This is a genomic window from Microcoleus sp. B4-D4, assembly GCF_036705185.1.
Lineage (GTDB): Bacteria > Cyanobacteriota > Cyanobacteriia > Cyanobacteriales > Microcoleaceae > Microcoleus.
Genome location: NZ_JAUBTX010000020.1, coordinates 84,854 through 96,882, shown reverse-complemented (window position 1 = coordinate 96,882; position 12,029 = coordinate 84,854). Strand labels below are relative to the sequence as shown.

Annotated in this window: 10 protein-coding genes; 6 read left to right on the top strand and 4 right to left on the bottom strand. The window is 45.5% G+C overall.

All coding sequences use genetic code 11. From position 1 onward, the window contains the following. Positions 1-273: 273 nt before the first annotated feature. Positions 274-1,350 (bottom strand): permease, encoded by a 1,077-nt coding sequence (locus QUB13_RS16590; protein WP_333382588.1) that lies wholly within the window; start codon positions 1,348-1,350, stop codon positions 274-276. Positions 1,351-2,168: 818 nt separating this feature from the next. On the opposite strand from QUB13_RS16590, the gene QUB13_RS16585 reads away from it, so the two are divergent. Next, on the top strand, positions 2,169-3,608 hold the full coding sequence (locus QUB13_RS16585; protein ID WP_333382586.1) for a sensor histidine kinase: 1,440 nt from the start codon (positions 2,169-2,171) through the stop codon (positions 3,606-3,608). A gap of 313 nt (positions 3,609-3,921) precedes the next feature. Here the strand turns inward: QUB13_RS16585 and dnaN are convergent, their stop codons facing one another. After that, complete coding sequence (dnaN, locus tag QUB13_RS16580) at positions 3,922-5,061, bottom strand: DNA polymerase III subunit beta (protein ID WP_194008244.1); 1,140 nt, start codon at positions 5,059-5,061, stop codon at positions 3,922-3,924. A 198-nt stretch (positions 5,062-5,259) separates the two neighbouring features. On the opposite strand from dnaN, the gene QUB13_RS16575 reads away from it, so the two are divergent. Then, on the top strand, positions 5,260-5,394 hold the full coding sequence (locus QUB13_RS16575) for a hypothetical protein (RefSeq protein WP_333382584.1): 135 nt from the start codon (positions 5,260-5,262) through the stop codon (positions 5,392-5,394). Between the two features lie 186 nt (positions 5,395-5,580). Here the strand turns inward: QUB13_RS16575 and dnaA are convergent, their stop codons facing one another. Beyond that, a complete protein-coding gene (gene dnaA / locus QUB13_RS16570; RefSeq protein ID WP_333382581.1) occupies positions 5,581-6,951 on the bottom strand; it encodes a chromosomal replication initiator protein DnaA in 1,371 nt (456 codons plus the stop codon). 313 nt (positions 6,952-7,264) lie between these two features. Between dnaA and QUB13_RS16565 the strand changes: the two genes are divergently transcribed. The 4 genes from QUB13_RS16565 to QUB13_RS16550 all read left to right on the top strand — a co-directional run bounded on the left by QUB13_RS16565 (position 7,265) and on the right by QUB13_RS16550 (position 10,997). Next, positions 7,265-8,506 carry an HhoA/HhoB/HtrA family serine endopeptidase gene (locus QUB13_RS16565; RefSeq protein WP_333382579.1) on the top strand — a complete coding sequence of 414 codons (1,242 nt, stop codon included), beginning with the start codon at positions 7,265-7,267 and terminating at the stop codon, positions 8,504-8,506. A 514-nt stretch (positions 8,507-9,020) separates the two neighbouring features. Next, on the top strand, positions 9,021-9,554 hold the full coding sequence (gene def / locus QUB13_RS16560) for a peptide deformylase (protein ID WP_333382577.1): 534 nt from the start codon (positions 9,021-9,023) through the stop codon (positions 9,552-9,554). Positions 9,555-9,609: 55 nt separating this feature from the next. Continuing rightward, positions 9,610-10,182, top strand: a complete 573-nt coding sequence (locus QUB13_RS16555; RefSeq protein ID WP_333382574.1) for a TerD family protein — start codon at positions 9,610-9,612, stop codon at positions 10,180-10,182. A gap of 215 nt (positions 10,183-10,397) precedes the next feature. Then, the gene (locus QUB13_RS16550; RefSeq protein ID WP_333382572.1) at positions 10,398-10,997 is read left to right on the top strand and encodes a TerD family protein; all 600 of its coding nucleotides are present in this window, start codon (positions 10,398-10,400) and stop codon (positions 10,995-10,997) included. Positions 10,998-11,075: 78 nt separating this feature from the next. Here QUB13_RS16550 and QUB13_RS16545 read toward each other — a convergent pair whose 3' ends face one another. Next, positions 11,076-11,948 carry a hypothetical protein gene (locus QUB13_RS16545; RefSeq protein ID WP_333382570.1) on the bottom strand — a complete coding sequence of 291 codons (873 nt, stop codon included), beginning with the start codon at positions 11,946-11,948 and terminating at the stop codon, positions 11,076-11,078. Positions 11,949-12,029 lie beyond the last annotated feature (81 nt).

The window sequence follows — 12,029 nt, the reverse complement described above, 5'->3', positions numbered from 1 at the left end:
GTTATTGGTTATTGGTTATTGGTTATTGGTTATTGGTTATTGGTTATTGGTTATTGGTTATTGGTTATTGGTTGTTGCTCCTTAGTTATTAGTTGTTGTTATTTGTCATTGTTCTTGGCTCAAAGAGAATTGGAAGTCTATTGCGGTTCGATCGCGTGGTGAGGTATGCCCTATGCCCTATGCCCTATGCCCTATGCCCTATGCCCTATGCCCGAAAGCACCTCATCTTTATGAGAAATGCTATATCGTTATTTGTCCGTGCGGGCAAATCGATCAACCTAAATACAAGTTGACAGCGAGGGTCATTAAAAATGTTAGTTGAGCAGCCAAGACAATTAAGTAAATTACGGCTCGACCTTTAAAAATAGAGAGCATTAAACCGATGCCTTTGAGGTCAATCATCGGGCCGAAAACGAGAAAGGCTAACAGCGAACCGCTGGTAAATGTGGCGGCAAAAGATAGGGCAAAAAAAGCATCTACTGTAGAACAAATCGATACGACTGCGGCTAATAGCAGCATGGCGAGAATCGAGGAAACCGGGCCTTGACCGAGGTTGAGAATTAGTTCGCGGGGTGCGCCAACTTGAATGATGGCGGCGATCGCGCTTCCGATGACCAAAACTCCTCCCAACTCCCGCAACTCCTGTACCATACTATCTAAAAGCAGGCGCAGACGCTCTCTAGAAACGGGGTGAAACATCGAGGAAGGTTTAGAGGTTTTTTCGATTTTGCCTGTTGGTAAGGGCTTCCACTCCTCTTGTAGCAAAGATTCGATCGGCACTGCACCCCCCTGACCGAGCATAAATGTTCCAGACTGCAACAAGAGTGGAGTGTTCTCTTGGGCGAGGTTTTTTTCGGAAAACTCGGGTTTTGGGAGGGGAATTGCGCGGGCTACAGAGGGGTGTAACAGAGGCCGCAAGTCTGCTTGGGCGCTGAACACCCAGCCGATGATTGTGGCGATAAACAGAGAAAAGACTACCCGCAAAACTACTATTTCTGGCTGATCGCGAAATGCTGTCCAAGTCGCCCAAACTACGATCGGGTTGATGGTGGGGGCTGCTAGCAAAAAGCCGATCGCCGCTGGTGCGGGTACTCCCTGCATCAGCAACCTGCGGGCTACGGGCACGTTACCGCACTCGCACACGGGAAACAAAAAGCCGATCGAACTCCCCATCAAAGCGCCCAGCAGGGGGTTTCGCGGGATGCGGGATACGAGCTTGCGTTCGTCTACAAACCCCAGCAGCAAACCTGAGAATAAAACTCCCAGCAGCAGAAAAGGTATTGCTTCTACTAACAGGCTGAGAAAAAGGGTAAAAGCATTGTTTAACTGATTCGTTAGGGCTGGTTGCATCGATCGCCTACTGGTAAATTGGTATTTAGTTTCACGTATTTGGCGGACTCCCTGTCGATCATACCTTCTGCACAGCACTAAGTTTAAAATTCCGTTGAAACTTTTTGGCGATCGTCCTCAATGTTATAGAAACCATTAAAAGTTGCAGATTCCAGCACCGGACACCGCAATATCCGATCCCTAGCAATGGTCGCCTATAATCTCTATATTTACACAAGAAAATAATAGTTGTTAAAATTAATTTTATATTTTTCCTATCAATCGGATAATTGTTGATTTAACTGGCGCGAATTATCACAAAAAGTCATAAAGATTTAATCACTTAAAACATCACCAAATATTGCGTCAAATTGGCCTGTTGCAACCAACAAATCATAAAAGTAGCAAGATTGTTTAGACAGCCAGACTCTATGGGAAAACCGAGCAGGGGTATTTGAGAATCGCGCCGCAATAATGATTTTCCTGTATCATCAATTAATGATAACTTCCAGCGCAATCGGGTTAGTGTTAACAACAGGTTAAGCTTTTAGCCCAAGGTTAACGAATAGTTAAATACTCCAAATAACAGTTAATACGCCTCCAGCCAATATAAAATAAAGTCAGGCATAATTACCAAAGCGCATCTATCTCGGTCATCCTCAAACTTGCCTAATACTTGGAGTGGTAAAATCCCATTTGCCACAAACAGTTTTTTGTGTAATTTAAAATGCCGTTTGCCAGAGGGATGTCGGCAAAAGCACTCAGCTACTCACCGACTGAGCTTTGGTAACTGAATGTCTGCTGGCAAATAAAAACCAAAAAAGCGTGCTGATGAATTTATGTTAAATACTTCTTGCGTAGAAATACCAGTACAACCCGCGTCCGAAGCTGACTCTGGAGAACTTCGTTTAGACTCTACTCTCCAAGAATTATCGCTTTACGATTTTCAAGTAGAAGCTATGGATTTCGGGATGAAAATTTCCCAGATGTTAGAAACTAATCCGCTGTTACCGGGAGTCATTTTGACAAATCAAGGTAAATTTGTCGGCATGATTTCCCGGCGGAGATTTTTAGAATTTCTCAGCCGTCCTTTTGGAAGAGAATTATTTTTAAAACGACCTGTCAAGGCTTTATATCGCTTTGCTGAAATTGAGACTTTGATTTTTCCTAGCAATACTTTAATCGTGGATGCAGCCCGGAAGTCGCTGCAGCGCTCGAAAGAACTGCTTTACGAGCCGATTGTGGTTCAAGTGTCGCCCCAAACTTATACTTTGGTAGATGTACGCGAACTGTTAGTAGCCCAGTCAAAAATTCACGAATTAGCGACAAAATTGCTGAGGCAGCAAACTCAATCTCAACTAATTCAAACCGAAAAATTAGCCAGTTTGGGGCAGATGGTAGCTGGAGTAGCTCACGAAATTAGAAACCCTGTCACCTGCATCAGCGGAAATCTCGGCTTTTTGTCTAACTACTCGAAAGACATCATGGAGTTGCTGTCTGCTTACGAGCAAATTGTCGGGCCTAGCGAAAAAATTGACGCACTCAAAAAAAATATAGAATTTGATTTTTTGAAAGAAGATTGGGTGGAAATTATCAAAAGTATGAAGGCTTCATCAGAGAGACTGAGGGAACTTGTCACCAGCCTGCACACCTTTTCTTACATGGACGAAACTCACTTGAAAGAAGCTAACCTCCACGAATGTATTGACAGTACGCTGCTAATTATGAAAAGCCGTCTGAAGTACGGGTTTAAAGTAGTTAAAAATTATGGGGATTTGCCTTTGGTCAAGTGTTACTCTGGTCAGTTGAGTCAGGTATTTATGAATATCATCAGCAATGCGATCGATGCTTTGGAAGAAGTACAAGGAGAAACAGGTTTTGTCGCTGCGATTACGATTGAAACTGAGGTAATAGACAGTTCTGACGGAGACTTCGTGAATTCGGAATTACTGCAAAATTATGTTTTGGGCGATCGACCAAATGCAAAACAGCTATCATCCGCCAGCCAAAACGCCGGTTTCAGCCCAGAAGCAAGCGAAAAGAATCAAAATAACGCTTGGATAGCGATCAGAATTGCCGATAACGGGCCGGGAATTCCGCCAGAAATTCAGCGCAGGATTTTTGATACATTTTTCACCACTAAACCTGCTGGGAAAGGTACGGGTTTGGGGTTGGCAATTACTCATCAAATTGTGACGGAGAAGCATAAAGGTAAGTTGAATTTGCATTCTACGCCCGGTACGGGGACGGAATTTGAGATTTTGTTGCCATTGATTTGAATGAAGAAGGAAGAAGGAAGAAGGAAGAAGGAAGAGGGAAGAAATAGAAACTAATACCATTTTTCTAAAGATGTGGTATAGATGAAGTCTTAGCCCCCCCGAAGTCGCGGGGGGGTGGGGGGGGTAATATCTAGCGCTACTTTATGAAATTGGTATAATTACAGCACATTCCACATTTATGAAGTACGCCCGCCTATCCTCAACTCCGCGTAGGGACACGGCACTGCCGTGTCCCTACACTTCACAAACCTGGAATACGCTGTATGTAGGGTGCTCTTCGGCGCACGGCCGTGCGCCGAAGAGCACCCTACTGTTACGCTCTTAGCTGAACTGGCATCACCAAGAATGTAGCATTGACTCCGCCTAAAGGCTGAAAAATTACAGGAGCCAGAGCGCCGTTTAATTGCAGTTGAATTTCGGGAGACTGAGCTGTTTTCAAAATGTCAATTAAGTATTTCACGTTGAAAGCAATATCGATGCTGTCTCCCGAAATCTGCGCCGGCATTGACTCTTTGCCGCTACCGACATCTTTGGCATCTACCGACAAAGTAATTTCTTGATTTTCCTCGTCGATGCTGCATTTGAGGATATTATTTTTTTGGTCGGCAAAGACTGCTATTCTTTCGACGGCTGCTAAGAGCGATCGCCTTTCTAAGGTAATTTGCCGCTCAAAAGACGGCGGAATCAACTGCCGATAGGCGGGATATTGCCCTTCTAAGGTGCGAGTTGTCAACCGCTGGTCTGCCCATTCAAACACTACTTGACCATGCTCAAAATGCAGCGTAACTGGTTCTGTCCACTGCCGCATTACGAGCATTCTTTCTACTTCCCGCAATGCTTTAGCCGGAACTGTCACCTCAAATTCTTCTTGGGTTTCTTCGCCTTCGACTTTTTCATTTACAGTTTGAACTACTGCCAATCTGTGGCCGTCTGTCGCTGCAAATTCCAAACAATCTTGCAATACCTTTAAATGCACGCCTGCAAGTACCTGTTTTGCTTCGTCGGGGCTTGTCGCAAATAAAGTTCCTTTGAGTCCTTCTATCAAGGCTTCGGGCGGCAGTTTGAGGATTGTTCCAGCTTCGATTGCTGGCAATTCTGGGAATTCTTCCGGGCCCATGCCTCTGACTTGGTAGCTGCCTGAACTGCAACTGAGATATGCTACGGTGTCCCCCGCTTCATCTTCTAAAGTAATCTCTCCATCTGGGAGTCTCGAAACAATATCGTTGAGCAATTTAGCGGGTATGGTAAAACTGCCGCCGCCGGTCACTTCTGCTGCGAAGCTGGTGCGAATTCCTAAACTGAGATCGAAAGCTGTCAAGCTAACCCGCTGATTTTCCTCATCCGCTACTAAGAGCACGTTGGCTAGTACCGGATGTGTCGGGCGGGAGGGAACGGCCCGACTTACCAACGAGAGGTTGGCGTTGAGGTCACTTTGGGTGCAAACCAATTTCATGGGAGGTTAATTAACCGGATTTGAGACGAAACCAAATCCTATCACAGAAAGTCGGCGGGCTGACTTTTCTCTGTCATGGCTTATTTCTGGGGCTAGAAACCGGGTTTCAGGGCAAAATTTTGTGAAGGAAGGACAAATATACTTAGAAATCGGGTTTCTGAGGTTAACGCGCCGAGGACTAGATTTTTTTTTAATTTGTTGAATTATTTTTATGTCGATCGCCCTGTGGAAACTGTGGAAAAAAAAGTTAACTGTTTGCGGGATATGACTTGTAGTTTCCAAAAACTGTGGAAAACTTGTGGAAAAGCTGCTGAATACGATCGCCCATTTTAGTAAAAAAATGGTTTTGGGCGATCGAGTAAAGTTTTCCACAAACAAAGGGCAAATTTTCCACAGGTTTTTCCACAGGCAATTTCAAAGATTTTAGGGTGCGTCAGCCGGCTGAATATCTTGAGTGGAGAGTGATAATTTTTCCCGGCTGACGCACCCTACGCCATCAGTGATTGGATCGAAAGAGATTTAAGTTTTGCGGCTGACAACGTTAATTCGATCGCTCAATTGACGCAAAGTTTGAGCCAAATTCGGGTCAGTGTTCCGCAACTGAGCAATTTTATCGCAACTGTAAAGCACAGTCGTGTGGTCTTTTCCGCCGAACACTTCGCCAACCTTCGGCAAACTCAAAGCAGTATGCTGCCGAATTAAATACATCCCTATTTGACGGGCGAGACTAATTTCGCGCCGGCGAGAAATACCTTTCAAATCTTCAACAGAAACATCAAACGCCTCAGCCACCACTGCAATTACCGCATCGGGAGTCGCCTGTACCGTTTCAGTTTGCGGGTTCAAAACCGGGGCGATATTCTCAACTGTCATCGGCAAACCGGTAATGGAAAGATATGCTACGGCCCGAATCAAAGCTCCTTCTAATTCCCGCACGTTGGAAGTATAGCTAGAAGCAATGTATTCAATCACATCTCGCGGCAGCCGCATATTTTCGTACTCACCTTTTTTCTGCAAAATTGCCATCCGCGTTTCCAAGTCTGGCAATTGAATATCAGCAATTAATCCCATCGAAAATCGGGAACACAAACGCTCTTGCAGGCGGGGGATTTGCTGCGGCGGGCGATCGGAAGCTAAAACTACTTGATTTCCAGATTCGTGCAAAGTATTAAACGTGTGAAAAAATTCTTCTTGAGTGTATTCTTTGCCTTCTATAAATTGAATATCATCTATTAATAAAACATCCGCTGCCCGATAATGATCGCGGAAACTTTGCATACTGTCTTTGCGAATTGCGACAATTAAATCGTTAGTAAATTTTTCAGTAGAAACGTAAAAAATCTTGGCGTTGGGGTCAATTTCCAAGCGATAATGACCGATCGCCTGCATCAGATGAGTTTTCCCCAAACCAACGCCGCCGCACAAAAATAAGGGATTGAATTCTCGGCCCGGAGACTCGGCTACTGCGAGGGCTGCTGCGTGAGCCATGCGGTTGTTGGAACCGACGACAAAGCGGGAAAATACGTATTTGGGGTTTAAATTAGCGGGTTTAGGCGGGTGAAGCGATTTGTTTTCGGGGACATCGGCGATGGGGGAAGGCCAAATTGTGGCGGAGTCGCTGCTGTCGCCTGTTTCATTTCCCCCGGCAATTGTCAAGTAAATATCTACGGGATAGCCGAGAATTTCTTCGACTGCATCGGCAAGGATTTCTCTGTAATATTTTTGCAACCAATTGCGAGCAAAGGGGTTGGGGGCGCTGACGATCAAACAGTTATTTTCGAGTTGTTCGGCTCTGGCAGTTTTGATCCAGGTCTCAAAGCTAGGTCTGCTCAGTTGTACCTGGAGACGTTCAAGTATCTGTTTCCACAGATTTTCGAGGGGAATGTCCATCGATTACCTCTGCCGATCGGCATTTAAGAGATTTTCAAGTCCAGACTGTTCAGTTTAGTCGAGTTGGTGGTTGGGAAGCTAGAGCGGCCCAAGATTGGGCGGTTTCAACCGTATCTCTTAGCAAAATCAGCGAAAATCGGCAATCAAAAATCCAAAATGAGAAGCTGAATGCTAAAGTTTAAGGGAGTCTGCCGTAGCTTGCGGGGCCCGACGCCATCGCCCAAAAATTTTGCGGCTCTGCGGCGATATAGCAGGTATCAAAGAGCTGCTAAGCAAATATTTAAATTTGGCAGAAAAGCCTAAAAACGTGGCTATGAAGAGTTCTACAGGCAAGTTTTGGAAGCAACCGGCAATTTACATATTGCTGCTGCTAACGGGGGCAGGGGCCGCCATGTTGGGCGATCGGCTGACGGTTTCTCAATTACGTCCTAATTCTGGTGATTCGGGACAAGAGGCGCTGCAACCTTCATTGCAACTGCCTCCTAAGACTGAGGTTAAAGGTAGCAAAGTATTGCCGCAGGTTCCTTTGTCGGGCGATGCAGCTAATGTGAATTTCATTGTGGCTGCGGTGGCAAAAGTAGGCCCGGCGGTGGTGCGGATCGATGCTTCGCGCTTGGTGAAACCGACAAATAGATCGCTTTCGCCGGAAGATTTTTTTGGCGCAGAACCGAATTCGGGCAGCAGGGGCGGGATCGAACGGGGTACTGGTTCGGGTTTTGTGATCGGGGCCGAGGGCGTGATTCTCACTAACGCTCATGTTGTAGAGGGTGCAGATACGGTAAATGTAACTCTCAGGGACGGCCGCAGCTATCAGGGGCGGGTGTTGGGGGCGGATAAGGTGACGGATGTGGCTGTGGTGAAGATTGAGGCGAATGCTCTGCCTGTGGCGGCGATCGGCAATTCTGATAAGCTGTTGCCTGGGGAATGGGCGATCGCGATCGGCAATCCTTTGGGTTTGGATAATTCCGTAACTGCGGGGATTATTAGCGCTACGGGGCGATCGAGCTCTGATGTGGGCGTACCCGACAAGCGCATCGGTTTTATTCAAACAGACGCTGCAATCAATCCGGGGAATTCCGGCGGCCCGCTGCTGAATGCTTCGGGCGAAGTTATTGGGATGAATACGGCGATTATTCAAGGGGCTCAAGGATTGGGCTTTGCGATTCCAATTCAGGCGGCGCAACAGGTAGCGCAGGAACTGATTTCGACGGGGAAAGTCGAACACGCTTATTTGGGCATTGAAATGGCGACGCTGACTCCTGATGTTAAGCAGCAAATTAACAGCAATCCTAATAGCAATTTGCGAGTGGCAGTCGATCGGGGTGTGGCTATTGTGAGTGTAGTTCCTAATTCTCCGGCGGCGGCGGCAGGTTTGCGGGCTGGAGACGTGATTCAAAAGCTTAACAATCAGCCGATTATTCAGTCGGAAGCTGTTCAGGAGTTCGTGCAAAATGCTAAGGTTGGCGGTCTGTTGCAAATGGAGATTAATCGCAACGGACAAATAGTTAAATTAACTGTACAACCGGGGAGTTTGCCAGTTCAAAAACTTCGATAGGAAGAAGGAAGAAGGAAGAAGGAAGAAGGAAGAAGGAAGAAGGAAGAAGGAAGAAGGAAGAAGGAAGAAGGAATATTAATTACCAATTCCTCATTACCCATTCCTTTCAGTTTTACCTCAAACGTAGTTAGAGACTGCTGTTTGACGATTAGGCCCAGATCCCCCCTAACCCCCCTTAAGAAGCAGGGTGGATTAATTGTCGAGAGGCGAAATCTGAAACGACAGAAAGCACCGCTCAAAGCTCGCGTCTGGGACGCAAGTGTTATATTAATAAAGGTACGTAGTTGGGCTTTAGCCCTCTTTATATATACGTCTAAAGAGGGCTAAAGCCCAATTACGTACCTATTTCTAGGATGACAATTAATCCACCCTGCCTAACCCCCCTTAAGAAGGGGGGGACAAGATTCTGATCAAAGTCCCCCTTCTTAAGGGGGATTTAGGGGGATCTGGCCTCGGATAAAAACGAGATTTTTTAATGCTTCCAGGCTTAACTTAACACCAATAACTAATTAATATGTCAGAAATATTGCAAATTTCACAACTAGGAAATCCCGTACTGCGCCGTCAATCGCAAGTTGTCGAGAATATTCGGGACGATCGCATTCAACAGCTAATCGACAACCTAATTTCTACTGTCCAACAGGCGAACGGAGTAGGGATTGCGGCCCCCCAAGCGGCGAAGTGCGATCGGCTGTTTATCGTCGCATCCCGCCCCAACCTGCGCTATCCCCAAGCGCCGAATATGGAACCGACGGCGATGATTAATCCCCGGATTCTCGCTGCATCCACAGAAACAGTCAAAGACTGGGAAGGCTGTTTGAGCATTCCGGGGATTCGCGGGTTGGTGCCCAGAAGTAGGGCGATCGAGATAGAATACACCAGTAGAGAGGGCAAAGTCCACCGACAAGAACTTACAGACTTTGTAGCCCGGATTTTTCAACACGAATACGACCATTTAGAGGGCATCGTGTTTTTAGACAGGGTGGAAAATACCAGAGAACTGATGTCAGAGGATGAGTACCAGCAGCAATTTGTCAAGCTCCTGTGATAATTGATATAATGGCGATCGGTAACTAAAATTAATGTTGTGAATAGGAGGGCGAATGTCTATCAACTTGGAAAAAGGCGGGAGAATCAATCTATCTAAAGAAGCACCAGGGCTGAAAAATGCCGGGATCGGTTTGGGATGGGATACCAATGCTACAGACACCGGCGGGGCCTTTGACTTAGATGCTTCCGTGTTTATGTTGGGGGCTACTGGGAAAATTCCCAGCGAAAAATACTTTGTTTTTTACAACAACAAAGAGTCGCCCGATACTGCTGTAATACATCTGGGAGATAGCAGAACCGGAGAAGGATTTGGCGATGATGAAACCGTTACAGTCGATTTAACCAAAGTCGATCCAGCCGTTCAAGAAATTGTGTTTGTGGTGACAATTCATGAAGCTGAATCGAGGAGACAGGGCTTTGGTCAAGTTCGCAATGCTTTTATCAGGATTTATGATACTACGACTAATGTAGAAGTCACTAAGTACGATTTGGATGAGGATTTTTCGAGGGAAACTGCGATGGAATTTGGCAGACTTTACAAGAAAGATGGCGAGTGGAGGTTCCAAGCAGTCGGAGAAGGCTACAATGCAGGCTTGCAAAGCTTTGTAGACAAGTATGCCGGATAAAAGGTCGATATAAAACAATACGGTTCCGATCAAGTCGATCCCCCTAGCCCCCCTTAAAAAAGGGAGGGGACAAGAGAGTTATCTTTCGTCCCCTTTCTTAAGGGGGATGCTGCAAGGGATCTCCGGGGAATAAACCAATCGGACGTACTGTTGAAACCGCCCGGTCTTTTTATCAATCCCATATTGCACAATAAACATTACAAAATCACAAAACTATGGCTATTAACTTGACAAAAGGACAATCAATTGTTCTCAGCAAAAGCGAATTCGACCTATCCAGAGTGACAATGGCTTTGGGCTGGGATGTCGCGCAAGTTAAAAAAGGTCTTTTCGGTAGAAGCAGCGGTGTAAATTTTGACCTAGATTCCTACGCTTTGCTGCTAGGGGAAAATGGCAAATTAAAAGCTTACAAAGAAGATGTAATTTATTACTCTCATTTAGAATCAAAGGACAAAACAGTTGTGCACTCAGGCGACAATCTCACCGGGGAGGGAGACGGCGACGACGAACAAATATTGGTGAAACTGAGCTCGTTGCCAGCACAATATCACAAAATTATCTTGGGTGTAAATATTTACAATGGCAAAGAAAGAAAACAGCATTTTGGCATGGTAGAAAATGCTTACGTGAGGGCTGTAGATGGAGGCGGGAAAGAAATCGCTCGCTATCGCTTGTCAAATGACCCTTCCTATGAAGGCAAATTAAATATGTTGATGGGAGAAGTGTATCGAGAAGGTAGCGAGTGGAAATTTAAGGCTTTGGGAAATCCTTTGACTGAAGATATGAACGGCGTTGTGGGTTCGTTTATGCGGTGAGAAGTAGGTCAACCTAATCGTCGCGATCGCTGTTAGATCCTCGACTTCTTTAAGAAGTCGGGGTTCTGCGTGTTCTGGTTAATTTAATCCCGATTCAGAAAAAGCCCGATCGATTTCTGAAGCGATATTTAACTGGGAAGACCAATGTTGCAGGTAAGCCCTATCTAACGAATCTGCCTGAAGTTTCATCACTCCTAGAATATCTCGCCATTGCTTGTCTGACTGAAATCTTGACATTCTGTACCAAATGAGTTTTTGCAAAATTATATCTTCGGGGCTACAGATATAAAAGGTTAATTCTGGTCTGTCGTCTGGGTAGAATTGCTGTCGGCGATCGAGCTGACATTGCTCGTATTCGCGATCGGGTTTAATCAAATAAATGTCTGCTTTAATGGCTGTCTCTAGGTGAATGACGTTGAAACTTGAACTTCTCCCCCTCACAGCGTCTTCAACTGCAATATCGCTGATGTAGAATTCGCTTTGCATTGCTTGAATGAGGGACTGAGTTTGTTCTTTTCGGATGCTGATAGCAATGTCTGCATCCTGAGTAGATCTGGGTTCGCCGTGAGCGGAACTAGCAATTGAACCGCCAACATAGTAGGGAATTGACAGTGTATCTAGGATGTTACCAATTTTAGCTGCTAACCAGATCGGATCTTGCATTACAAGTTTTGTCTCTAGTAATTGGGCAATTTTAATAAATTCTTGTCCTAAAGTTGCTTTGATAAACTCTTGTTTGAGGTAGATGGAATCTAATTGAGGGTTGCGTTTTTTGATTCCCGATAAGGCTAATTGGCGGCAGCCCCTCGTGGCAGCAGAGGCTAATGCTAATCTCTTTGCGGGCGGCATTTGCCTCCAGAGATTAAACTGGATGATTTCTACTTCAATACAGGTGTCTGATGCTTGAGGTTGATATCTTGGTTTGAGGGTAACTGACTCACTTAAAATCATGTGCGATCGGTGGGTTAGTTAAATAAACAAAAACATTATAACTGGCGCGATAATTTTTATTTCAAATGTCATAAATATTAA